The sequence below is a fragment of the Paenibacillus sp. EZ-K15 genome, assembly GCF_002573715.1.
Classification (GTDB): domain Bacteria; phylum Bacillota; class Bacilli; order Paenibacillales; family Paenibacillaceae; genus Paenibacillus_AQ.
Window position 1 is genome coordinate 14,200 of the sequence record NZ_PDHM01000025.1, and the last position, 23,541, is coordinate 37,740.

Annotated in this window: 20 protein-coding genes, 5 tRNA genes and 1 pseudogene; 4 read left to right on the forward strand and 22 right to left on the reverse strand. The window is 46.9% G+C overall.

Going from position 1 to position 23,541, the window contains the following annotated elements:
* Positions 1-273 precede the first annotated feature (273 nt).
* From CRG97_RS33415 to CRG97_RS29195, 3 genes are all read left to right on the forward strand, one after another.
* Complete coding sequence (locus tag CRG97_RS33415) at positions 274-426, forward strand: hypothetical protein (RefSeq protein ID WP_164817485.1); 153 nt, start codon at positions 274-276, stop codon at positions 424-426.
* 160 nt (positions 427-586) lie between these two features.
* Positions 587-1,354 carry a hypothetical protein gene (locus CRG97_RS29190; protein ID WP_237566616.1) on the forward strand — a complete coding sequence of 256 codons (768 nt, stop codon included), beginning with the start codon at positions 587-589 and terminating at the stop codon, positions 1,352-1,354.
* A gap of 15 nt (positions 1,355-1,369) precedes the next feature.
* The gene (locus CRG97_RS29195; RefSeq protein WP_098749071.1) at positions 1,370-3,286 is read left to right on the forward strand and encodes a hypothetical protein; all 1,917 of its coding nucleotides are present in this window, start codon (positions 1,370-1,372) and stop codon (positions 3,284-3,286) included.
* 145 nt (positions 3,287-3,431) lie between these two features.
* Here CRG97_RS29195 and CRG97_RS29200 read toward each other — a convergent pair whose 3' ends face one another.
* Both CRG97_RS29200 and CRG97_RS34135 read right to left on the reverse strand, forming a co-directional pair.
* Positions 3,432-4,277 carry a DUF2785 domain-containing protein gene (locus CRG97_RS29200; RefSeq protein WP_098749072.1) on the reverse strand — a complete coding sequence of 282 codons (846 nt, stop codon included), beginning with the start codon at positions 4,275-4,277 and terminating at the stop codon, positions 3,432-3,434.
* Positions 4,278-4,559: 282 nt separating this feature from the next.
* A pseudogene (locus tag CRG97_RS34135) lies at positions 4,560-4,780 on the reverse strand (TnsA endonuclease N-terminal domain-containing protein); the annotation flags it as partial.
* A gap of 465 nt (positions 4,781-5,245) precedes the next feature.
* Between CRG97_RS34135 and CRG97_RS29215 the strand changes: the two are divergent.
* Positions 5,246-6,040 carry a DDE-type integrase/transposase/recombinase gene (locus tag CRG97_RS29215; protein ID WP_098749073.1) on the forward strand — a complete coding sequence of 265 codons (795 nt, stop codon included), beginning with the start codon at positions 5,246-5,248 and terminating at the stop codon, positions 6,038-6,040.
* Between the two features lie 3 nt (positions 6,041-6,043).
* Here the strand turns inward: CRG97_RS29215 and CRG97_RS29220 are convergent, their stop codons facing one another.
* The 20 genes from CRG97_RS29220 to CRG97_RS29305 form a co-directional block, all read right to left on the reverse strand.
* Complete coding sequence (locus CRG97_RS29220) at positions 6,044-6,619, reverse strand: DUF3995 domain-containing protein (protein ID WP_098749074.1); 576 nt, start codon at positions 6,617-6,619, stop codon at positions 6,044-6,046.
* Positions 6,620-6,624: 5 nt separating this feature from the next.
* On the reverse strand, positions 6,625-7,056 hold the full coding sequence (locus CRG97_RS29225) for a hypothetical protein (protein WP_153047517.1): 432 nt from the start codon (positions 7,054-7,056) through the stop codon (positions 6,625-6,627).
* Positions 7,057-7,115: 59 nt separating this feature from the next.
* Positions 7,116-7,781, reverse strand: coding sequence for a response regulator (locus CRG97_RS29230; RefSeq protein WP_098749076.1), 666 nt, complete (start codon positions 7,779-7,781; stop codon positions 7,116-7,118).
* Positions 7,782-7,827: 46 nt separating this feature from the next.
* A complete protein-coding gene (locus CRG97_RS29235) occupies positions 7,828-9,288 on the reverse strand; it encodes a sensor histidine kinase (protein ID WP_161952974.1) in 1,461 nt (486 codons plus the stop codon).
* Positions 9,289-9,845: 557 nt separating this feature from the next.
* Positions 9,846-10,316, reverse strand: coding sequence for a hypothetical protein (locus CRG97_RS29240; RefSeq protein ID WP_098749078.1), 471 nt, complete (start codon positions 10,314-10,316; stop codon positions 9,846-9,848).
* 85 nt (positions 10,317-10,401) lie between these two features.
* Positions 10,402-10,914: a hypothetical protein gene (locus CRG97_RS29245; protein WP_153047518.1), complete on the reverse strand. Its 513-nt coding sequence runs from the start codon at positions 10,912-10,914 to the stop codon at positions 10,402-10,404.
* A gap of 87 nt (positions 10,915-11,001) precedes the next feature.
* Positions 11,002-11,157, reverse strand: a complete 156-nt coding sequence (locus CRG97_RS34140) for a TOPRIM nucleotidyl transferase/hydrolase domain-containing protein (protein WP_343225218.1) — start codon at positions 11,155-11,157, stop codon at positions 11,002-11,004.
* A gap of 168 nt (positions 11,158-11,325) precedes the next feature.
* The gene (locus CRG97_RS32970) at positions 11,326-11,469 is read right to left on the reverse strand and encodes a helix-turn-helix domain-containing protein (protein ID WP_114149318.1); all 144 of its coding nucleotides are present in this window, start codon (positions 11,467-11,469) and stop codon (positions 11,326-11,328) included.
* Positions 11,470-11,711: 242 nt separating this feature from the next.
* Positions 11,712-13,544: a glutamine--fructose-6-phosphate transaminase (isomerizing) gene (gene glmS, locus CRG97_RS29250; protein ID WP_098749080.1), complete on the reverse strand. Its 1,833-nt coding sequence runs from the start codon at positions 13,542-13,544 to the stop codon at positions 11,712-11,714.
* Between the two features lie 733 nt (positions 13,545-14,277).
* Positions 14,278-15,618, reverse strand: coding sequence for a phosphoglucosamine mutase (glmM, locus tag CRG97_RS29255; RefSeq protein WP_098749081.1), 1,341 nt, complete (start codon positions 15,616-15,618; stop codon positions 14,278-14,280).
* 32 nt (positions 15,619-15,650) lie between these two features.
* Positions 15,651-17,123, reverse strand: a complete 1,473-nt coding sequence (locus CRG97_RS29260) for a CdaR family protein (RefSeq protein WP_098749082.1) — start codon at positions 17,121-17,123, stop codon at positions 15,651-15,653.
* Positions 17,116-17,946 (reverse strand): diadenylate cyclase CdaA, encoded by an 831-nt coding sequence (cdaA, locus tag CRG97_RS29265; RefSeq protein ID WP_098749083.1) that lies wholly within the window; start codon positions 17,944-17,946, stop codon positions 17,116-17,118. The genes CRG97_RS29260 and cdaA overlap by 8 nt, the downstream gene beginning before the upstream one ends.
* A gap of 317 nt (positions 17,947-18,263) precedes the next feature.
* Positions 18,264-18,878, reverse strand: a complete 615-nt coding sequence (locus CRG97_RS29270; RefSeq protein ID WP_076325275.1) for a zf-HC2 domain-containing protein — start codon at positions 18,876-18,878, stop codon at positions 18,264-18,266.
* A 220-nt stretch (positions 18,879-19,098) separates the two neighbouring features.
* Entirely contained in the window at positions 19,099-19,668 is a 570-nt protein-coding gene (gene sigW / locus CRG97_RS29275) for an RNA polymerase sigma factor SigW (protein WP_098749084.1), read from the reverse strand.
* 242 nt (positions 19,669-19,910) lie between these two features.
* Positions 19,911-22,697 carry a phosphoenolpyruvate carboxylase gene (ppc, locus tag CRG97_RS29280; protein ID WP_098749085.1) on the reverse strand — a complete coding sequence of 929 codons (2,787 nt, stop codon included), beginning with the start codon at positions 22,695-22,697 and terminating at the stop codon, positions 19,911-19,913.
* A gap of 273 nt (positions 22,698-22,970) precedes the next feature.
* Positions 22,971-23,044: transfer RNA gene (locus CRG97_RS29285), tRNA-Gly, on the reverse strand.
* 76 nt (positions 23,045-23,120) lie between these two features.
* Positions 23,121-23,194, reverse strand: a tRNA-Pro gene (locus CRG97_RS29290).
* Between the two features lie 21 nt (positions 23,195-23,215).
* Positions 23,216-23,292 (reverse strand) — tRNA-Arg (locus tag CRG97_RS29295).
* A gap of 3 nt (positions 23,293-23,295) precedes the next feature.
* Positions 23,296-23,370: transfer RNA gene (locus tag CRG97_RS29300), tRNA-Gly, on the reverse strand.
* Between the two features lie 6 nt (positions 23,371-23,376).
* A tRNA-Leu gene (locus CRG97_RS29305) sits at positions 23,377-23,460 on the reverse strand.
* Positions 23,461-23,541 lie beyond the last annotated feature (81 nt).

The window sequence follows — 23,541 nt, forward strand, 5'->3', positions numbered from 1 at the left end:
CTCGGTTCAGTTGTCAGACCATTAGTCTAACTGTAGGCAATAAGTCTTAAAATTACATGAAAGAAAGCTTAAAAAACAGTAACGGGAACATCCATTTCTCTGGTGTATTTATATAGAAAATACCATGCTAATCACTAAAATATACCAGCACTATGTCCATATGATATAATTATACCTGCCAAAGTTCAACATAATCAGTCGTACCACCCGGACTTAGGACACAAGGCTCACCCACCATTTTTGAACAAATACGATGCCGAAAGGAATAGATATATGATTACATACGGATGTCTCGGGATTTTGTTTCTTTTTGTCATCATCAAGATCACGGCCTACTTCAAGCGTAAGAAGAACGCCCCGACACCGGAGCAGCTGCATCAGACCCTGCTTGAAGTTGCCAACTCACAGAGGGAACAGCATGGATAAGAAAAAGCCCGTACAACTTCGTCCCTATAATAAAACGAGATATGTCTACCAAAAGTTAAGGGTTTGCAAACATTGCCACAATTTCACGATTCTTTGGGAAGATAGCTGCGCTTTCTGTAAACGGAGCGCCCTCGTCCCCGTTATGGAACTTGCAGAGAAAATGGCCAAGCGTTCTATGCAGAGTGATCGACTTCTCTTCTACATTATAGGGCTCTCTGCCGTACTTCTTAGTCAGACCTTCTTGCAGATCGTGATCTCCTTTGCTTGTATGGTGGTCCTGCTCGTATGGTTATGGCTGATGCAGCGCCGGATGCTGCAAACGGAGACCCTGCATGCTCTGAACAAGCTTATAAGATCTCATCAAAAACAGATTCATGAGGGCCTGGATCTGAACAAAGCAACGGCTTCTGCCGCCATCAAGGAAGATGCCCAACTAGGGTATGAAATCGTCAGGGAAATTGCCTCCTTGGTCCGGAATGACCGCATCCGTCTGCAGCAGATCGTTCTCCTTCAAAGCTTCAGCTTGCGCAAGGATATGGAGCTTGAACTCGAACCGCTATTGCTGGATGAGTTTGATCCGGACCTGGCCGCCTATATCGGTGAAATCGCCAAGATTAAACGCGAGTTGATTAACAGCAAAGCGATCCAATACCTGCTCGAACATGAATCCAACATTTTACGGATGGAGCAAGGCAGGCAGATTATGATCGACGCCGCCGGGGCAGCGGTACGGAAGAAAAAATATATCGATACGTTCCCTGATTTTATTAGCCGCTATGCGGATGGATTGCCGAGATATCGCTTCCTCCGCTTGTATCAGATCGTACGCCGCAATCCCGGCTTGTCGTGGAATGGCCTGCGGGACCGTGTATCGGCCATTTATAATGAACACTACCGCTCGGACCCTGATTTTCAAAAATGGGATTAGAGGGGCTATACCGATATGACGATGAAAAACACGCTAACCCTGCGTAATTTGTATCTTTTTTTATGTATAGTCCTTCTGCTGCTGATCGGATATAAGGGATTTCATATCTATCAGAAAATCGAATCGATGGCACAAGCAGAGTTATTGTATGCTCAGAAGAAGCTTGTTCAGGCAGAAGAATGGTATCAGAAGGCGCGAAATAACCGCTCCCTTCTATATAAAGAAGAGCTGCTTGCCTCAAGACTACACGAGCTTGAACCCATTACTTCCATGAAGCAGAACCTTTCCTCGCTTGATCATCGATTGAGCCGGGCCGGGGAAGCAGGCGATTTTTCCGGCTTTATGAACGTATATACTGAATTGCTTGATACAGAGCAGAAGCTGGCGGGGCAGCAAGGAGCTTACGCTTCCTACTACGATGAAATTGCTGCGTTCTACGGAATCCCCGACGATGTGAAACGGATATTCCTGCAGTTCATTGGTTTGTTTAACCGCCAGGCCGACGAGCTGCTTGAAGAGTTGCAGTATGACGACAACAGCTTCAAATGGAATTTACTCCGCATTCCGGATTCATTCTACGGCGGGGAGAAGCAGAAGAATGACAAGCTGCTCCGTCTGTTCCAGCGTTATGACGAAATGGTCCTAACCCGTCTGGCAGGAGCCGGGCAGTATACGGATCTGCTGAATTGGTCACATGCCATGAGTTCAGAATATGCCAGCCGATCGCTGCCGGCTGCCTGGTTGAATAGCAAGACCGATGAACTTGTGTATACCATGCTGCAAAAGGATGTCCAGCGAGAGCGGCCTTCCGATTTTGTTTCGCACGCCATGGGGTATAGAGACTATCTGGACCGGAGCGGTCTGAAGAACGCTACAATTATGGAGTATATTCAGAATCAGATGAACCGGTGGATCGCAGCTGCCGATGCAATGGTACAAGATCAGAACTACGAGGAAGCGGTAGCACTTTATGAAGCACTGTCGGGATACCAGGATATGAGCAGTAAACTGCAAGCTGCCAAACTGGCTTGGACGATTCACGATCCGATTCGTTTGTTCCAAACGGCTGGTCTGAAAGGCAGCTTCAGCTATGTGAGCGGAGGCGGGAATCGTTTCGGAGGATTGGCCTATGCCATTGGAGTCGATGAGGGGAATATCATCTATTTAGCGGTCTTGAAGACCGATGAAACGGTGCAATTATTCCAAAACCGTGATTACCCGTCCGACATCGCCATCCAACAGGTTTCAGTCGAGGATTCGCTTAGCTCCGCAAAGAATCCGGTTATCCTAGTAGAGGGCGATGCGGGAACCGATCTTGTATTGTATTCAGGCTATGAAGCCAGAGATGCCAACCTGTCGCCGCTGTTCCAGTTCACGGCCGAAGACTACCAGGTCCAGCCCGATAAGTCTATACTGGTCACCAATCTGGAAGGAGTAAGCCCGGAAGAGATCGCCATCTTCGAGCGTCAAGGAGACCAATACGGATTCACAGGGTATCAGGTTCATTATACCGACATCGATATCGCTAATATCGAGAGATATCCGAATGAGAAGGTGCGCTTCTCTATCCATATCCCGGAAGGTGGCTATGGTGAGGTCTTAGCTGAACGCAATGGATACCATGTCATCTTAAAAGGAGACCTGGATTTCCCTGCGGGTAGCGCGACCCTAATCGGAACATTCAGCGGCGAGTATCAGCAGCTGGAGATCCCGGGAAGCAGCCAGCCTCCTGCGGCTCCAGACCCTGCCGAACCGGAGAACGGACAAGTTGATGGAGATATCATGGATGAGACAGAGGATCCAAGCGAACCCGTAACTGGTAATGAGCTCAATCCTGAGGATGCCCAACAAGACAATAGCGAGAAAAGCGACAGTAGCGGATCCAGTCAGCTCACGCAGGTGCCAGTTGTTCAGGTGGAATCGATCGAGTAAGTATAACGAAAGGCTACGCCCCTTATCACCAGGGGCGTAGCCTTTCTATTCTTCCGAAATCGTGAAATCTGAATTCTATTTCGCTGATAGACTGGTTCGTTAACACCGAGATCGGAATGGCTTTTGGGACAGCACCTCTAATCCTTTAACTGATAGAAAACCTGTTCAATTTTGCCTCAGTACCAAGCATGACAGTGCTAAGCTCATTCCCTCGGCTATCTTGTCCCCTTCTGAAATAGAGACTGCGCAAGAAATTCTTGCTGTTCACGCGAGCAATCACCTGACTGCGACTTCTCGGCAAATTGCAGCATTGCGCTAAGCCGCTAATCCAATCAGCGATTTCTTGATATGGAAGTAACTCTTTGTCAATCATCATATCCACGATGTTGACCAACCGCTCATCATCCTCATCGCTAAAAATGTGTCTGCCATTATGAAGCATGCCAGAAATAGCGATAAGAACCTCACGCAGCATTGCGACGCTGCTCTCCTCGCACTGCACCAACTCGACAAAAACATCCGCACCGTGAGACGCGCCGTGAGCCCAGCCTCCTACTGAAAGGTAACCTCGCAGATCCTTCTCCTCTTTATAATAACGGAGCATTGCATGCATTAATTGCTCAATTTCCGCTTGATTGAAAAATGGATTCTGTCTGTGGCGTTGCACAATCAAAGCGATAGGCAAGGCAGAGAACGTCCTTGTAAAAACTGACTGATCATCCTCGCTGCCAATATTATAGAACAAATGGTTCTCATCAGTCAGAACAGTTAAGAGGCTACGCAACTCCTCTCCACTGAACCTATTCTCCTCCTTAATCCACATATAAAACATCGGATAGATCAGGTTATCCCGTAATTCTGGCTGAGGATCGCCAATATATTGAAGTAACAAAGGTAAGAGATCTTGATGCTGCTCACCTTCCCGTAACTGATACTCGTCCTTCTCAATTCTTTGCAAATCCAGCATCAATTTGGTCCTTGTATCGCTCATTTTCCCGTCCCTCTCATCATTCGTTCTATTCGGTCGATTGTTTTATCAAATAATCTTAAACCTATTATATTTTGAAATTTTTTGCAATCTTATTTTCACTCCCGATTCATGAGCTGTAATTAACCTTTGACTCTACTTTAAGTCATCAATAAGAATTATTTCCGATAATATCCAAAGTGAAATCATATAAATTATCATAGTGTAATAGTTCAATTGCTTTCATTTCAAGCCTTACTGCATATGTAGTTTCTCTATTTTTTCAAAATCTGTTCTGCGGCCAGCAACAATATAACTCGAATACTCAGTTAAATAAAAATAATTGCGTTCTAAATCCGACAGAAATTCATGCTGTCTGTTTGTTTTTATTCCTTTTAAACGAGTTGAACGACCCTTTGAAGATACATCTTGAATCTTTAACCAAGGTTTATAATCTACTCCAATACCGGTCCTCGACCTTGTTTAATCCACTGTTCAATCTCGGATGTTCTTTTTCTTTTCGACATAAAAAAACCCTTTAGATAATCATATCTAAAGGGGTAAAACGGTGTAACTTTATTTCAAAATCTACATTAAGCTGTCAGGTGTTAAAAAACTCTGGAACCATTTTCGTTGATTTTGCTGAGTTTGCTGCGGCACGTGATAAACACTTAAAATAGAAAGTGTGGAACCGCTAGGAATTTCCATAAAAAGAAAGTTGGAAACCTGTGTCGAGAGCTTCGGGCAAGGAAGCGGCACTTGCTGAAACTGCTGCTCTGCTAGTGCTCAGAAAAAAGGCCAATGAAATTTTGGGGGACAACGAGGACGACTGATCAGTGCCTCAGATCGCGATACAGCTATTATACTGATTAAAGAAGCAGTTAGTGGAGCAAGAAAACCACTTGCTTGTAAGGAGCTAGGCATTAGCCAGAGAAGCCTGCAACGCTGGAGAAGTGACCTCACTCACACCAAATGAGGATCAGCGGTCGCTAGTGGAACGACCAACGCCCAAAAACAAGCTGAGCAATGAAGAAAGAGAAACGATCGTCCAGACGGTCAATCAACCAGCGTTCAAGAGTCCTCCACCCAGTCAAATCGTTCCTCGACTTGCTGACGAAGGTGTTTATATCGCATCAGAGTCTAAGTTCTACCGAGTCCTAAAAGATGCAGATATGCAGCACCATCGCGGAAGGGGTCCCAATCAAGTTTGGATGTGGGATATCAGCTGGCTTCCCGGACCGGCTAAAGGCATCTATTACTATCTCTATCTCATCTTCGATTTATATAGTCGGAAGATTATTGCATGGGATGTATGGCTTGAAGAATCTGCTGAGAATGCTAGTTTACTAGTTAGACGAGGTATGCTTTCCGAACAGCGAAGGCCTTCGCCACAGCCGCTTGTGCTGCACTCAGACAATGGCAGTCCTACGAAGGAGTTATCGCTACTAGAAACCCTATATCAACTCGGCTTCACGCCTTCAAGAAGCCGTCTAAAAGTGAGTAATGACAACACTTATGCGGAATCCATCTTTAGAACCTGCAAATATCGTCCTAGCTATCCAGCCAAGGGATTCTCGGATCTAACAGATGCAAACTTCAACTATTGGAGACGCATTCCAATGACAACTTGCCCTGTCATCCTTTGGACATTTTGCATTGGTAGTAACACCGATGTACCTCATCCGCTCCTTATACTAAAGTTTGCAGAATATGCGATAACTTCCCCCGAAACGATTTTGTCAGACCTTTACTGTCCACCTTCCCATCCTTCAGGAACACAGAGATGATGCTTATGCAAATCGCACACCCATAATCCCAGTGACCAAACCGAAAATAATACCGATAATGCAAGCCGCCAGCCAGATTTTTCTGCTGCGGGCTTTTTTCAAGAAACAGTACCCTACTATGCCAAATAAAATCCCCTCGATTAAAAACCAAGGTTCAAAGAGCACTAGATCCCACAACACATAGGCATCTTCATGGATGTCAAATGATCCCGACTCCAACCCGACTACCCCTCTGATTTGAAGTATTCTATAAACAATTCCATACATGCCGTGCGAAGTGGCTAACGAACATCCTGCCCAGGATATAAATAGCAACATATAACTAGAAACTCTGCCCTTACTCCAATAAATAAATGCAAGACCAATAAGTCCGGCAACGGTTAGAAATACGGATGCAATCCAATTAATCAAATCAAAATGGATAGATTGTATTGTATTGGGTTTTAGTATGCTCCCCCCCATCTTGCCGCCTAAAGCCCAATAAAGGTGTGGAAACATATAAACGAAGGACCAAATAGAAACTGCGTAACCCGACCAAACCAACGATTTTGTTTGCGTATGTTGCGTTTGCGTATGCATATCTATCACGCCTCCCTAGTCATGCCGTCTATCAATCTGCTCCGTGCACGCCACGCGGTGAGACCAAACAAGACCGCTCCAATCAGAGACCATGGACCTGGCCCTAATATGTGAAGGAAAATCGTGAAGTCTTTGCGTTGCACCGCGAGAATCAGATGCCAGACATCGTGTAAGCTCATAATTGCAAACGCGGTCCATGTGAGCGCAAGCGCTGCCCGGAACCATCTTCTTCCGCCCCAGAAGCGGACAAGCGCCATTGCAGCCGCTGCGAATATGAAACAGATGAGGCTGGGAAGCATACCCCATGCGATAAACAGTCCTATCTTCTGTTCCGCAGCAGGAGCATTTATGAAGCCGAGGAGGTTGGCGATAAAATGGAGAACGCCAAGCCCGATCGCCGAGGCGCATGCGCTGTATCCCGTCCATTTCTCACCCATTGTTTGCATCCTTTCATTTCGTTCGTTCATAATCGCATCACTCCTCTTTTCCCTGCATCCTATACATCTCCGCGCTTTCGCTGAACGACGCCTTGTTCCCAAGCAAAGACAGCCGCCTGGGTCCGATCCGCCAGTTGCAATTTGCCAAGGATATTGCTGACATGACCCTTCACTGTTTGCTCGCTGATGCCCAACGCTTGCGCGATAGCCGCATTGGCGTTTCCTTGGGCGATAAGGCGCAATACTTCAAGCTCACGATCGGTTAAATCGTTAAAAACGTTGGGAATATCTTTTCGTTCCTCGCGAAGCTCCTGCACTACCCGAGCGGCCACGCGCGGATGGAGAAATGCTTCGCCGCCACGCGCTTTTCGGATAATGTCAGCAAGATCGCCCGACTGAACATTCTTTAATACGTAAGAAAGAGCTCCCGCACGTAAAGCGGGAAATATATAGACGTCCTCCTGAAAAGAGGTCAACACGACAATTTGGGAATGGGGGCTGCGTTTCTTTATTCGGCGGATCGCTTCAATCCCGCCAATTCCCGGCATCGACAAATCCATTAGGACGACATCGGGCACCAGATCGGCTACAAGATGTTCCGCTTCCTCTCCGGAAGCCGCTTCCCCCACGATGCGCAAATCGGATTGAGTTTCGAGAAATGAACGAACTCCGTGGCGCACCAGGCTATGATCATCAACCAATAAAATGTGAATGTCATCCTCCATCGGTATTCTCACTCCCTTCACTTATAGGACTCGTACTTATGCACCATCATGCTTCATTGTCCTGCTGCCCATGGCCCGGCACCGTTGCAGTGACGACAAACCCTTGCTCCGGCTTGCTCTGGTAGCTAACCTCTCCTCCGAATGGAAGGAGCCGTTCAGACATGGAAAGGAGACCGATCCCTTTTCCTATTTTGCTTGAGACACGACACCCTCGGCCATTATCGGCAATCTCCAGTGTCGTCCTATCCTGTTCGAAAATGAGTTGAATACGAACGGTACGCGCCTCGCTGTGGCGGGCAACATTCGACAACGCTTCTTGCGTTAGACGGTATAAGGCTTCTTCCAGCTGCAACGGGATTGGATTCATCCCTTGGACTTGAAAAACAGCATCGATCCCTGTTCTCTCTGCCCATTGCTCGATTTGCTCAAGCAGCGCTTGAGGAAACCTTTTGCCTTCCAGCATGGCGGGACGCAGCTCATGGATCAGATTCGTGAGATCGTCCTGTACCTGCCCCAGTAAATCCTCTGCTTGTTCCAGACGGGGGAGCGCACCTTCTTTTCCCTGCAGCAGAAGTGCTTTCGCTCCGCTAATTTGCATGAAAAGCGCGAACAACTGCTGCTTGATGCTGTCATGCAAATCGCGCGCCATTCTACCCCTCTCATCCAAAGCGGCTTGCTCCTGGCGCACCTGAACAAGGTGCTGAAGCTGTTCGGCCATATGATTCAAGCGGCGTGTCAGCCGTCCGATTTCGTCTCCGCCGGGATCTTGCACCAAGACGGAGAAATCGCCGTGGCTCCAATGGTCGGCGGCATCCGCCAAAGTGCCGAACCGCCGGATGAGCGGCCGTGAAGTGACCGCACCAAACACAGCGCCTGCCGCTCCAACACATAGAACTATAATTACTGAGGCTGGAAGCAAGACAGTCACGCCGATTCCAAGCCATAACGAGGGGTGAATCTTGAGGTTTTCCGCTTGCATAACGAGAATTCCATCTGCCTGCTTCTCCGTTGCCCTTAGCGGTATGAATGCCAGAACTCCTGTTGATGCGCTCTCATGCGTTATCAACTTGACGTCACCCTGGCTGTCGAGATACGTTTGCAATTGATCCGCTGTCTGATTTGTGAGCTGAGCCGACAGCAAAGTTCCATGTGACGGAGGGCGGACGCCGGCCCCTGTCGATGTGAGAACTTGCCCTTGCCGGTCAACGACAGCAAGGATGCCCGTGTAAGAAAACACTTTGTCCACGACTCGCTGTTGCTGCTCGAGCCAAAGAGTCAAGCCTGCACGATCGGGTCCATGATCGCCTGCCAGCAAAGAACCGGCGACATTCGCATTGCTTTTCAAGGCACTCGTTAGCAAGAATGAGCGCGACATATACATTCCCCACCCGAGCGCCAAGAGGAGCAGAAGCTCTACAAGGAGCCATGCCAAAATGCTGATCAGCATATAGGATCGCGTCAGTCGCCAATGCAGCGGTCGAAATGACTTGAAAAAACGTTTCCGCACACTACTCTCTTCTCTAGTTGACATTTTACATTAATGCCCAGGAGCACGCCGCGTACCCGCTCCCTATCCACCACGGAGTAACGGTGCTTTTTGCTAAAACCCAGTATGTTTGATCCACCATGATTTCTCCTTTCGTAAAATGCAATCATTCATGCCATTATGAATTCCGTTATGGCATGGTACGAAGTTATCAGTTCTACAAAAAAAGTATATACTATAACCAACGCTATGGGATGCCTCTATAGGAGTGTTTCAGACGATACTTCGGATGCATAACGGACTGCCACTTAGCCGCGGCAGTCCGTTCTTGTTCATATTACATCCATCGATCAAGGCTGGTATTCGGTCGATTTAACGCCGTTGTCAGTCTAATGCTTTATTTTTTAGGAACAATATTAGATTTTGTGATGTACTGAATTCCTTTAAAAGTTATGTACGGTGAGGTTATCTTTAATGATATTGATGCTGAATTAACGAATTTCTCAAGATCAGATCCGTATGGAACCTTTTGAATAGAAATGCTCATTTAACCCTCCAGCCAACCGAGATATGACGCTTTATTTTTCGTTCACTTTATCCATACACAAGTCAATCAACGCAATCAAGCGATAGAACAAATAATCGATTTGTTTCATAGAACCGATTTGAATTTTGTTGGTTTCAAAGTGTCGTATTTGATACTTATTTCCGATATCAGTAAGGGTTTTGAATTCATCTTCTAGCAGTTTATCAAATTCTGCGGTTCCCGCTGCTATATTCGAAACTAACGTTTGTGCCGAAGCCTTTTTGTTGTTCGAGTCATAGAACGTTTTAATTCTTTCCAATGCGTCCCAAATCTTTTCAATCGCGGTTTGACGATCGATCTCCTTTGGCTTACGAATATTTTCGATTGCTAAGTTCACCAATTCGTTCAAACGGTTGTCTTTCGATTTTACGTTTAGGTTTAGTACTGCATCTAGTTGAGTAGGTAAGTGACGCTTGGTCATACCATCACTATCTAGATAGTTAAAACTATCCGTTTCGTGCAAAGATTTGATTTACTTCGACGCGAAATTTTTCTTTTTCGATTTCCGTGTCTGGGAAGAATATGTGAACATGCTTGAAGTAACTATGTTAGTCACTTTCGTTGATATCATTTATTTTTGAATAGCAGAATTCAACAAAATCAAGCAAGGAGTACTTATCAATGTCGTCTTCATCCCATTTTACGTTGACGGGCGTTTCCATATTGGGAATTTGAGCTTTGATAGCGGCATTGAGAAGTTGAATATCCGTAATAGCGCTACACGTACTATTTACGCTCCCCTTATCAGTTAGCCAGAATTTCTGAAGAACTTCGGCCATTTTTGAAATATTGCCTTCCATAAGTAAATCGTACTCAAATGTCTTCAGTGGAAAACTATATAAACGTCCCCAAACGATCTTTTGTTTATCATCTTCTAGCTCAAGTGCACTATTAGCACCTTTTAAGAGCTTACTAGGTGTTGGATATACCTCCTGTAAATCTACTATAGGCTTGCCATGCCGATTTAATGCAGGCTCCCCTTTTTCATCTAACACCTCAATTTTTTCTTTTGGCGGATCATTATCTGTGATTCCAGCACATAGAATTGGTAGTTTATACATACCTTTAGAGTTATCGCAATTCGAGAATAGTTTCATAAAATGTTTAAAATTAATTCCGTTAATATTAATTATTGAAACGCCTGCCTCCTATAAAGATGCTGGTAGTAGCGGCCTTGAATTAATTAAAGCGCTCTTATTGAGTTCAGCTAAAACAATTTTGGCAAACGAGGGAATGAGCATTGCTTCACTTATGCCTTCAACAAGAATTATCCTCTTTGAAAATAGCAATGTTGACTTGGTCATCCAACTTCAGTTGTATTATCTCTATAATTTCGGATTATCAATCAATTAGGTTCCTATAAACCTCAACTAACTTTTATTCATTATAGTCTTCATATGTAATCCCATCTTCTGAATCTACGCCTGTTAACAACCAGTTTAGATTAACATTATATTGGACCCTAATTGATATCAATGTTTCAGCTGAAGGATTACTATTCCCCATTTCAATTCACTCAGGTTCCCTTGAGAAATTCCTATACTTTTTGCAAACTGAGATTGGTTTAGATTATTTTCTTTTCGGATACATTTTATTCTATATCCAATTTCACTCATCCATTTCACCACCACTCAACAAGTTCCATGCAAAATCAATATTTATATAATAAAAAAAGGGCAGCCCGGAATCATTCACTCAGGCTCCCCTCTAGATGCATTAATCATCTTACATGTTGGTTCCACACATTTTTTACTGGTTCCACAGTTTTTTTACTGGTTCCATACTTTTTTACTAGTTCCACACTTTTTTTATCACCAGACAACGTGTTGAACATAAGCTTACTTCCCCGCTCCCAGCCTTACTCCACCGTCACGCTCTTCGCCAGGTTACGCGGCTTATCCACATCGTTGCCACGGGCAAGCGATGCGTAGTAAGCAAGCAACTGCAGCGGTACGACAGACAAGGCTGCCGTCAAGATCGGCAAGGTCTTCGGAATGGCGAAGGCTTGATCTACGGATTTCAGCAAGCCGGCCACATGCTCTTCGTGCGTAATCGCCATCACTTCTGCGCCGCGTGCCTTCACTTCCTTGATGTTGCTCACCGTTTTCTCCAGAACTGCTTCCTGGGTTGCCAAGGCAATAACGGGAATTCCCTCTTCAATCAAGGCCAGCGTACCATGCTTCAGTTCGCCGGCAGCATATGCCTCGGAGTGAATGTAAGAGATCTCCTTGAGCTTCAGGGAGCCTTCTTGTGCTACGGCGTAGTCTTGACCACGGCCGATGAAGAACAGGTTCTCATGCTCCGCAATTTGCTCGGCATATCCCTTGATCGATTCTGCGTTGGTCAGCATGGATTCTACCTGTTCAGGCAGTGCTTCCATCGCTGCAATCACTTCAGCAACAGCTTCTTCTGTCATCGTACCGCGTACTTGAGCCAGGTACAGACCAAACAGATAGAATGCAATCAACTGAGAGGTGTAAGCCTTCGTGGAAGCTACGGCAATTTCCGGACCAGCCAGGGTGCCGAGCACATCGTTGGCTTCACGAGCAATAGAGCTGCCTACCACGTTCGTGATGGCCAGGACATGAGCGCCATGGCTCTGCGCTTCACGAAGCGCAGCCAAGGTATCTGCCGTCTCACCGGATTGGCTCACAACGATGACAAGAGTCTCTGGTGTAACGATCGGCGAACGGTAACGGTACTCGGAAGCTACGTCATTTTCAACCGGAATGCGTACCATCTCTTCGATCACGCTGCGTCCCACAAGTCCGGCATGGTAAGCCGTACCGCAGGCCACAATCTGCACATTGCGAATGTTCTTAATCTGTTCCTGTGTCAGCTTCAGCTCAGGCAGAACGACTTTGCGTCCGCTCTCATCCACACGGCCCAGCATCGTATCCCGGTATGCTTTTGGCTGCTCGTGGATCTCCTTCAGCATGAAGTGATCGAATCCGCCTTTTTCCGCTGTAACGGCATCCCAATCGACACGAATCATTTCCCGAGAAATAAAGTTCCCCTCAATGGTCATTAATTCGACAGCATCTGCTGTCAGCAGAGCCATCTCTCCATCGTTGAGAATATATACGTTCCGCGTATATTTCAAAATAGCCGGAATATCAGAACCGATGAAGTTCTCCCCTTCGCCAAGACCGATAATAAGTGGGCTTGCTTGACGCACAGCCACCAATCGATCCGGCTCATACTCGGTCAAGACGCCAAGGGCAAATGCACCTCTCATATAAGAGATCGCCTTCTGCACGGCCTTAACAATATCCCCGTCATATTCACGGGCAATGAGATGGGAGATAACTTCTGTATCGGTCTCCGAAACAAAGTGGTGTCCTTGGCTGATCAGCTCTTCCTTCAGGTCCAGATAGTTCTCAACGATTCCGTTATGGACAACGGAGAACTTCTGGCTTTCGTCTGTATGCGGATGCGAATTCACGTCCGACGGCCGGCCATGCGTAGCCCAGCGGGTATGACCGATACCTGCAGTTCCCACGAGTGGGGCAGACTCCAGTCTCTCCTCCAGATTGGCAAGACGCCCTTGCGCCTTGGCCACACGCAGACCTTCATTCGTAAAGACGGCAATCCCTGCTGAATCGTATCCACGATACTCCAGCTTTCTCAATCCCTCGATCAACACCGCTTGCGTTTTCTGATTTCCAATATATCCGACAATACCACACATAGTATGATTCCTCCGTTCGATTTCCCTATAATAGTAGGCGGAAATAGAACACGGCAGCATCTGTGCGGTATCAGGAAAGAAGAATGATCTATTCAATTATCAACGTTCAAAAAAATCCAGCAAGATATAGGCTGCGAAGTTGAACAGACATGAATGCACTCTTCTTCCACCGCGCTGTCGCATTCTAAATCGCACATTCATGTTTTGTATATTAGTGTGTTAAAAGCACCTGCAGATACGTTGTAAGAACGGTCGCCCATTCCTTTTCCGTGATCCGCTTACGGTTGGTGCATAACCGAGAGGTCCCCGCCGAATAATCCGAACACCTCTACCTCGTCAACTTGCGTTCTGCCGTTTGGTTATCCTATCGTAGCAATAACCAATCCCCGCGCAGGTACAAGCTCTGGCGCTTATGACGCTTGAAGTAACCTCACAATCCTCGCTTTCTATTCTTGAATGACATCCTTTATTATATTCATGCGTTCTGACTTTGGCAACTCGGCTGCTTCCCAGGAGTTCCAAGCCCTGCATATAATTAACCTCGTGAATGACATCGAATGGCCTATCTTCTCAAGCAATGCCGTAATTCGCACTCTTTGCTGACAGGACAGGGGGTGTTGCGCTTTCATTCGACTGCTTCACCGAAAAGCAGCAGGCCAGTGAACCGGATCTGCATAGTTCACTGGCCCTGACAAAAATTAGTCTGCTTTCCTTGAAAAATACACCCTAAGTCTTACGCCAATTCCCGCTTCACCACGTCTGCAATCTGCGTTACATAACGGTCGAGCTCTTCTTTGTCCGGGCCTTCCGCCATGACGCGAATGAGGGATTCCGTTCCCGATGGGCGAACCAGGACACGGCCATTATCACCCAAAATGCCTTCTACTTCAGCAATCGCAGACTCAATAACGGTATTGCCTTGGTACTTGCTCTTATCACCTACACGAACATTCACCAGCACTTGCGGGTACTTGCGCATGCTGCTCTTCAGCTCATGCAGAGGCTTGCCGGAGGCTACCAACGTGTCCACCAATTGAATCCCAGTCAGAATGCCATCACCTGTAGTGTTGTGATCCAGGAATATCACATGCCCGGATTGCTCTCCACCCAGGTTATATCCACCACGCCGCATTTCTTCCATCACGTAGCGGTCACCGACTGCAGTTTTAGCCGTTTTCAGCTTCAAGCTGTCACATGCCTTATAGAAACCGATGTTACTCATAACGGTCGAAACGATGGTGCCTGCCTTCAGCTTGCCTGCACGGTTCATGGCATCACCGCAAATGCACAGAATGAAATCGCCGTCTACTTCCTCACCTTTTGCGTCGATCGCAATCAGACGATCCGCATCTCCGTCAAAAGCCAGACCAAGGTCAGCCCCATGCTGGAGTACAGCCTCGACGAGTTTCTCCGGGTGAGTCGATCCACAGTGATCATTGATGTTCAAGCCATTCGGCTCAGCACCGATGGTAATCACATCCGCACCCAATTCACGGAAAAGCTTCGGAGCGAGCTCATAAGCTGCACCATTTGCACAATCCAGTACAATTTTCAAGCCGTCAAACCGGTTATTGACCGTCGTTTTTAAATATTCCAGGTATTTAAATTTAGATTCGTTATCAACAAGTAATTCACCTAAATCAGCACCGATCGGCCGCGGCAGGTTATCCGTATCCGCATCCATCAGCTCTTCAATCTTGAGTTCTGTCTCATCCGACAGTTTGAAGCCGTCTCCACCGAAGAACTTAATCCCATTATCTTGTACCGGGTTATGTGAAGCCGAGATCATAACACCCGCATCAGCCTTCAATAGTCTTGTGATATACGCCACCGCTGGTGTACTTACGACACCCAAACGAATGACGTGTGCACCGATGGACAGCAGGCCTGCAACCAATGCTGATTCCAGCATAGCCCCTGATACGCGAGTATCCATACCGATGATGACGGTTGGCTTCTCTTTATCGCCCGTGAGCACATAGCCGCCGCAGCGACCGATGCTGTAAGCCATTTCGGCTGTCAGCTCTTGATTCGCAACTCCTCTTACTCCATCTGTGCCAAAATATTTCCCCATGTTTTATATACTCCTTTATCTACTCTTCGTTATTATCCATCATTGGACGTTTCTGATCCCGTTGTCCCATCATTCGATCCGTCTCCCGGCGGATGTGTTGGGTTTTCTCCTGATCCGGAGCCATCCGTGTCTTCATGAGTAGGAGGCGTCTCCGGATTCTCCCCCTGATCATTCCCTGTTTCTGTTCCTGAGCCCGTTCCTGGTGAAACAGGCTTGTCTTTGTCCGTTCCCTCATTCTTCGAGGTATCCGGCTCCGTTGTCACAGGCTTGGAGTTATCCTTGAGCTCTAGCTTAATAACAGGACGTTCCGAATCCGTACGGTTAATAAAATTAGGCAGCGTGATCTGCAGCGGAATTTCGTGAACGCCGGCTTTCAAGCCGGTTGCATTCGCTTCTGCTCCAATATCTGTCGGCTCCAGACTATTAAGCAAGTCAGGCGCTCCGGTTAGCGTTAAAGATATGGTCTTCGTTTTTGGATCCGTAATGACAGCATCCAAGCCGGAGGCAACCCCTTTTAACGTTATTGGAATTCCTGTAATCACCCGTTCGCCATGCGATACAGCCGTAACATCCACCGTTACAGAGCTCGGCTCGATTTTCTCAAAACCTTCAGGCGGCGTCAAGTCGGCCGTAAGCACTGTTGTTCCCGAATTTCTAACTTCTCCCAAATTGATCGCAGCTTCGATATAGGTCTCAGCTCCTGCCAGCGCCTCTTTACTGCCAAACAGCTTCACTTCTTTTACCTTCTGATCCACCTTGGATAGGACAAACCCTTCCGGCAGCCGTCCGGTATATTGAAGCTCCAGCGGCAGGGTGACAAATGCAGGCTCAATCGGCACTTCAGCTGCTACTGTAGCAGGCTCAATAACCGCATCTTCCATCGCGTTGCCTTCTTTATCATATGCTGTAAGCTTGACTCGTTTCTCCGTAATCTTCTCTTTGGCACCATCAAGCTCCACATTACCTTTGACCTGCCCCAGATCCGCCATTGACGATTCAGGCAGGGTAACCGTGACTTGCCTTGGGTCAATCAGCACGGGTGTTCCGGCACGGTAATCTTTAGCAGGCTCGCCTTTGGTTCCAATACTTACCGTCACGGATTTCGACACTCTCGGTTCAACCGTCACCGTAACCGCGGATGGCTCCATCGATACCATCTCCACACCACTCGGGATCGAGTAGGTTAACGGAAGTGTGTGCGTCCCCGGTTCTCTGACGTTGCTCAAATCAAGCTTCACCTTATAGTCGTCGGTCAAAAGCGAGATATTGGATTTCTTTCCCCGAACTTCGAGATTTACGCGGTCCTTATCAATACCCGTTAACGCATATTCGCTGTCATCAAATCCATAGGTCTGAATCTTAACGCCTTCAATGATTTTAGTATCATAAAAAGTCGTTGGTGGCGCAGGCGTTCCGCTGTCCATATGAACCATCGCCCACAATAAAATACTGACAGCGAGTGCAATGAGCTTGCTTGCCGTGTTGTTCTTGATCCATTTATCCATTGCTGCCGTCCCCCTTCCGTTTCCAGAAGAACGTGCGTTTCTCCTTGATGGACGCGGCAGGCCTGAGCTCCTCATACAATTTGGAGATGAGAGACTCTTCCTTAATATCTCGAACCACTTGTCCATTCAAGGCCAGCGATACTTGCCCAGTCTCCTCGGATACGACAACTGAAATCGCATCCCCCACCTCACTGATCCCGATAGCGGCACGGTGTCTTGTTCCCAGTTCCTTACTGATAAAAGGGTTCTCTGATAGCGGCAAATAACAGCCAGCGGCTGCAATTTGAGCGTTCTGAATAATGACGGCTCCGTCATGGAGCGGTGTGTTCGGTATAAAAATATTAATAAACAATTCCGAGCTGATCACTGATCTCATCGGAATTCCTGATTCTACATACTCATTCAGTCCCGTCGTCCGCTCAAAGACGATCAGAGCCCCTATTTTGCGCCGCGACAAATAATTAACCGCCTTAATGGTTTCGCTGATTAACTTATTGGTCTCTTCGTCAATATCTGATGTCCGCCCGAACAGCTTACCTCGTCCGAGCTGCTCCAGACCACGTCTGAGCTCCGGCTGGAAGATGATAAAGATCGCCAGCACCCCGAATGTAAAAATCTGATTCATCAGCCACTTTAGCGTGTACAGATCAAACCAGGTGCTAAGCGCCCAGATGACCACCAGCACCAAAATCCCTTTGAGGAGCTGGACCGCCCGCGTACCGCGGACGAGCAGTATCATCTGGTATATTATATAAGTAACGATAAGGATATCGATGATATCTTTAATGGTTTCACCCCAGGTCATATCTGTGAAATACTCCATACAGCAACCCCCGTCATTTCCTTTAAGTGCGGGCCCAAAAAATCCGGTTCCTCGAAAATGAACGCTTAACGATTCGACTACCGAACCAGCTCTTCATTTTCCTTCTGATCACACGGGAACTTTTTGAACTTCCTTTTTAATAACGCATGCGACTTATATATGTAGTATGTGCTCTACACTCTCTAGGTTATAACGTTAATCTTTCCGATGCAAGCGGACGCTCTCTGCTTTCCATGAAAAAGATCATAAATCAACAAAAGAAGCGCCGTCTTTTCACTGAAAAGAGGCGCTTTTATTCAGTAGGCTTCAGGTTTCACCTAGCGGTAAGCGGCATCTGTAAACAGAGTGGAGATCTTGTACCAGATCCAATCCATCGCCCGATCTATATCCTTCACTTGACCTGCTATATGTGAGGTGGAAGCCTGAAATAATTCTCCGTCAATGACGGTCACATTGCCATTCACTTGACCGTAGACCTTAGTCTTTCCATTCTCGACTGTAATATCTCCCGTGATGATTTGATCCGGAGGAATAATGACGGTATCTCCTTCAATCACCAGCTTTTCGAATTCATCACTCTTTACAACCAGCTGAGTATCCTGACTCCAGAAACTGATTGTGCTGAAGAGCATGACAACCAAAAACAAAGCTGCAGCCGTGAGCGCAGGATGATTCCTAACCCATTTGACCCAAGCCTTTTGTCTCTTGGGCTGCGGCAGCATGCCCATTATACGTTCCGTTAAATCATCGGATGGCTTGGTCGCATGATGAGTTAAGGAATAAAGAAGCATATCGGTATGCTCCAGCTTCTCGAAGTAATTCCGACAGTCAGCACAATCCAGCAAATGCTTTTGCAATTCCAGCTGCTGTGGGTCGGACAAGTCATTATCCAGATAATCATGCATCAAAGAGACGGCTAATTTGCAATCCATTTGTGAGCCAATCCTTTCATTCAATCTCTTTGCTGGGTCTATTCCCACGTAGGGGCATAAGACTTGCTTATTGTTCATACGTGCCGGAATCGGGGATGTTTCAACTTTTTAAAAGAAAATCAGAAAAAAAATGCGGATACTGACTTATTGGCATCGCAAGAAAAAAGCGCCCTTAAACGCGGTCTCTCTTCCTCAAAGAACGGCGATAGGCGTTTTTTCCTCACAATTTGTACTCTAATTTTTTACGCAAAAATTCGCGTCCACGATGTACTCGCGTTTTGATCGTTGTTACAGGCAAGTCCAAAATATCGCTGATCTCCTGCAGGGATAAATCCTGGATGTACCTTAGAATCATGATTGTCTTGTACTTGGCAGGAAGTCCATCAATCGCCGTGTGAATGATGCGCTGTGTCTCGGATAACAGCATTTCACTCTCAGGTGTACGGTTATCGCTCGGGATCAGGGAGTAGCCGTCCATGCCTTCGCTTTCATTCAGGTCGGCGTCCAGCGAGAAAGACGGCTTGCGTTTGCGCAGCCGATCAATGCTAAGATTTGTACCGATTCGGTATATCCAAGTGGAGAACTTCTGATTCTCGTCGTATCGATCAAGGTTTTTATATACACGCAAAAAAGTCTCTTGTACGACATCCTCCGCCTCATGACGGTTACTCAGCATCCGGTAAGCCAAATGAAAAATCTTATCTTTATAAAGCTCTACGATTTCAGCAAAAGCTCTTTGGTCCCCTTTTCGGGCCAGCTTCGCCAGTCTTACATCCAAATTGTCCACCATAATTCCCCCAGAATGGTCTGATGGGTAACGTCTAAAAAGCATCATTCAAATCGTAATTCAACTGTTTCTAAAAATCAACAATAATTCAAAAAGAATCCCTTTTCCCTATCAAAGACAATCATGTTGCAGCCGATACTCTAATCATCAGCGGTTATGCTGCTTCATAGATGAAAAAACGAGGCTCCTTTAGGGAACCTCGCCTTATACTATCCCTTTCAAACAGCTTTGTTATCCTGCAAGGATCAACCTGTATTACGAAGCCCTGCTGCAATACCGTTGATGGTCAGCAGCACTTCCCGAAGCAGATCCGGATCGTCCTGCTCCTGCTCCCTCAACTCGCGCAGCTCATTAAGCAGTTGGACTTGCAAATAACTGAGCGGATCCACGTAAGGGTTACGGAGTCGAATCGATTCCTGTAGGACTGGCTGGTTATCCAGAATATCCTGCTGTCCCGTAATCTTAAGAACAAGCTCTTTCGTCAGGTTGAATTCTTCCTGAATCAGACCGAAGATACGTTCGCGGGCTTGATCATCCTTCGTCATCAGAGAATACTCTTTGGCGATGATCAGATCAGCCTTGGCAAGAGCCATCTGAAGGGTATCGATCAGCGACGTAAAGAACGGATAGCTCGTGTACATCTTCTGAAGCACCTTCATATTCTCTTCCTTGCCCTGGTAGAAGCTCTGTAAGCCCGTACCAGCCGCGTACCATGCAGGAAGCAGGTAACGGCTCTGAGTCCACGCAAACACCCAAGGAATGGCTCTGAGGTCCTCAAAACGGTCACTGTTCTTACGTTTGGATGGTCGGGAACCAATATTCAACTCTCCCACTTCAGGAAGCGGCGTGGATTCCTTGAAGAAGCTCAGGAAATCCGGATCACGGAAGATCAGATCCTGATATTTTTTCTGTGAAGCGGCCGAGATCCTCGAGGAAATCTCTTCCCACTCTTTTTCAGTCGATTCTTTTTCAGGGTAACGGGCATTAAGAGAAGCCGTTATTAGTGCTGAAGTCGCCTGGTCCAAACTGCGGTAGGCAATTCCCTTCAAGGAGTAACGGGAAGAAATAACTTCGCCTTGCTCCGTGATTTTGATGCCACCCGCAATCGTTGATGCCGGTTGAGCCAAAATGCTGCGGTTCAGAGGCATACCGCCTCGACCAAGCGATCCGCCTCGACCATGGAAGTATTTCACCTTGATGCCATACTCATTGGCTGCAGCCGTAATATCTTTGAGTGCTACCTGGAGCTCCCAGTTCGCTGTAATGGCTCCGCCGTCCTTATTGCTGTCAGAGTAACCCAGCATAATTTCCTGAAGCTCATTCATGGCGCTAACCGCTTCTCGGTAGATCGGCAGGCTGAAGAGCTTACGCATAATATCAGGTGCGGCATGCAGGTCCTCAATCGTCTCAAACAATGGCGCAGCCTGCAAAGTAGCTATTACAGAACCGTCATTGTCCTTGCGGAAAAGTCCGACTTCTTTGGCAAATACCATCACTTCCAGAATGTCGCTTGCGCCCTCGGACATACTGATCAAATAACTTGAAATACATTTCACGCCGAACTCCTGCTGCGCACGGAATACGGTACGGTATACTTCAAGGCATTCTTCGGTGCTGTCGCTGTACTCTTGATAAGGCGTAGTCAACGGACGAGGATCGTTAAGCAAGTTATTAAGCAGCTCGATCTTCTCGTCTTCACTTAATTGGGCATAATTCTGAGTCACGTTCATTTTACGAAGAATTTCGGCCATGGCATTTTCATGCTCTTGGCTATGCTGTCTGATATCCAGCGTTGCTGTATGGAAACCAAACAACTCCGCCTGACGAATCAGTTTTTGAATATACGTGTCTGCAACATAGTCAGCAAAATGGAAACGCAAGCTTCGATCAATGATATTCAAGTCCTCGATAAATTCCTCAGGGGACTGATAACGCTCGCCACCAGTCATGTTCTCATCAAGAATATGACTCATTTTAGCCAGCATATATACCAGTTTTACACGATAAGGCTCTTTCTCATTGTGCCAAATTTCCATCTTCTTCAGTGTTACATGCTCGCGGTCTTTTTCAATGGATTGAAGCAATTCATCCGAAACGCTCACGATCGATGAGCTGAAGCTGAGGTATTTCATGAATTCACGCAAAATCCGTTGGTATTCACGAATCGCTAGCTTTCGCTGCATTTCAAGCGTTCTCCATGTTACGTCCGCCGTCACTGAAGGATTTCCGTCCCGATCGCCACCGATCCACGAACCGAAACGCAAATAGGTTGGAACGTGCCAATGGTGACCCGGATAATATTTACTTAGGCAGCGCTCCAGTTCTTGATAAACCTCTGGCAGAATGTGAAACAGGGTCTCGTGAAAATAATACATACCGTTTCTAACCTCATCAAGAACCGTCGGCTTACGGTCACGAAGCTCGTCGGTTTGCCACAGCGTAATCACTTCATTCAGTAGTTTCTCCCGAAGCTGCTCTCGTTCGCGGAATGTCAGTGTCGGGTTGTCCAGTTGCATCACATCGTCCGCTATCCGTTTATGAATATCCAGAATAGCCCGACGCATCGCTTCTGTTGGATGAGCTGTCATTACCAGCTCAAGGGATAGACTTTCGAGAATTTCTTGAACTTCTTCAAACGTAATATTGCGCTCTTTCAAATCCTGGACCGCACTTTCAATGGAACCTGGTTGAACACTCTCCCCGGCGGAACGCTCGTAATCGCGTTTGCGACGAATGCGATGATTCTGTTCCGCGATATTAACCAATTGAAAATAAATGGCAAACGCGCGAATCACCTGATGGCGAATGTCGGGCTCCAATGTGCTGATGATCCTTTTGAAATCTGCAAACAATTCTGGCAGGAATACGGATCGCAACGATTTACTCGTTTCACGAATTTTCTCAACTATATCTAAAAGCTCATTGCCACCTTGGTGGACCAGAACTTCTCCAAGAATATTGCCAAGGAACCGTACATCCCGCCGCAGCAGATTGTTGGAATTGCTCTTTGCGGTTACTGTAAGTTCAGTCATGCTACTCCTCCCATCTCAACCCGTTTCAGCAGTTTGTCTATAGGACGTAACGCCTTCCTAACATCATACAATAAAAGCGCATGAAAATCTGCATTTTCCAGGCGAAAAAATTAGCCAAATCGACAAAACTCATGATATTGATATACCCATATACCATAGACATTAGTCCTATAAACCTTGACCCAACTATCTTCTTTAGCACATTAACACTTCGCAGGGGAGTCGTGTGAATATGTAAAAAAACATCACACACGGTGATGTCCTGCTTATGTATGGAGCGGGTGATGGGAATCGAACCCACGCTACCAGCTTGGAAGGCTGGAGTTCTACCATTGAACTACACCCGCATATCAACCCACAAAAGTGACGCTATGCTTTGGAGCATATTCCGATTACTTTTGCGGGGCTCTACTCTTAAACAAATCGGGATGACACGATTTGAACATGCGACCCCCTGGTCCCAAACCAGGTGCTCTACCAAGCTGAGCTACATCCCGATATTAATTTTTTTTAAAAAATGGCACGCCCTGAGAGATTCGAACTCCCGACCTTTTGATTCGTAGTCAAACGCTCTATCCAGCTGAGCTAAGGGCGCAAATGGAGCGGACGACGGGAATCGAACCCGCGACCCTCGCCTTGGCAAGGCGATGCTCTACCGCTGAGCCACGTCCGCAAATAATGGTGCGCGTGGAGGGACTTGAACCCCCACGTCAAAGACGCTAGATCCTAAGTCTAGTGCGTCTGCCAATTCCGCCACACGCGCACAAGATGAAACAATGGTGAGCCATGAAGGACTCGAACCTTCGACACCCTGATTAAAAGTCAGGTGCTCTACCAACTGAGC

What these genes read in the sequence shown, in the direction of transcription:
- CRG97_RS33415 (WP_164817485.1), top strand. Translation starts at nt 274, where the DNA reads ATGATTACATACGGATGTCTCGGGATTTTGTTTCTTTTTGTCATCATC.
- CRG97_RS29190 (WP_237566616.1), top strand. Translation starts at nt 587, where the DNA reads ATGGCCAAGCGTTCTATGCAGAGTGATCGACTTCTCTTCTACATTATA.
- CRG97_RS29195 (WP_098749071.1), top strand. Translation starts at nt 1,370, where the DNA reads ATGACGATGAAAAACACGCTAACCCTGCGTAATTTGTATCTTTTTTTA.
- CRG97_RS29200 (WP_098749072.1), bottom strand. Translation starts at nt 4,277, where the DNA reads ATGAGCGATACAAGGACCAAATTGATGCTGGATTTGCAAAGAATTGAG.
- CRG97_RS29220 (WP_098749074.1), bottom strand. Translation starts at nt 6,619, where the DNA reads ATGCATACGCAAACGCAACATACGCAAACAAAATCGTTGGTTTGGTCG.
- CRG97_RS29225 (WP_153047517.1), bottom strand. Translation starts at nt 7,056, where the DNA reads ATGGGTGAGAAATGGACGGGATACAGCGCATGCGCCTCGGCGATCGGG.
- CRG97_RS29230 (WP_098749076.1), bottom strand. Translation starts at nt 7,781, where the DNA reads ATGGAGGATGACATTCACATTTTATTGGTTGATGATCATAGCCTGGTG.
- CRG97_RS29245 (WP_153047518.1), bottom strand. Translation starts at nt 10,914, where the DNA reads ATGTATAAACTACCAATTCTATGTGCTGGAATCACAGATAATGATCCG.
- CRG97_RS34140 (WP_343225218.1), bottom strand. Translation starts at nt 11,157, where the DNA reads ATGACCAAGTCAACATTGCTATTTTCAAAGAGGATAATTCTTGTTGAA.
- CRG97_RS32970 (WP_114149318.1), bottom strand. Translation starts at nt 11,469, where the DNA reads ATGAGTGAAATTGGATATAGAATAAAATGTATCCGAAAAGAAAATAAT.
- glmS (WP_098749080.1), bottom strand. Translation starts at nt 13,544, where the DNA reads ATGTGTGGTATTGTCGGATATATTGGAAATCAGAAAACGCAAGCGGTG.
- glmM (WP_098749081.1), bottom strand. Translation starts at nt 15,618, where the DNA reads ATGGGGAAATATTTTGGCACAGATGGAGTAAGAGGAGTTGCGAATCAA.
- CRG97_RS29260 (WP_098749082.1), bottom strand. Translation starts at nt 17,123, where the DNA reads ATGGATAAATGGATCAAGAACAACACGGCAAGCAAGCTCATTGCACTC.
- cdaA (WP_098749083.1), bottom strand. Translation starts at nt 17,946, where the DNA reads ATGGAGTATTTCACAGATATGACCTGGGGTGAAACCATTAAAGATATC.
- CRG97_RS29270 (WP_076325275.1), bottom strand. Translation starts at nt 18,878, where the DNA reads ATGGATTGCAAATTAGCCGTCTCTTTGATGCATGATTATCTGGATAAT.
- sigW (WP_098749084.1), bottom strand. Translation starts at nt 19,668, where the DNA reads ATGGTGGACAATTTGGATGTAAGACTGGCGAAGCTGGCCCGAAAAGGG.
- ppc (WP_098749085.1), bottom strand. Translation starts at nt 22,697, where the DNA reads ATGACTGAACTTACAGTAACCGCAAAGAGCAATTCCAACAATCTGCTG.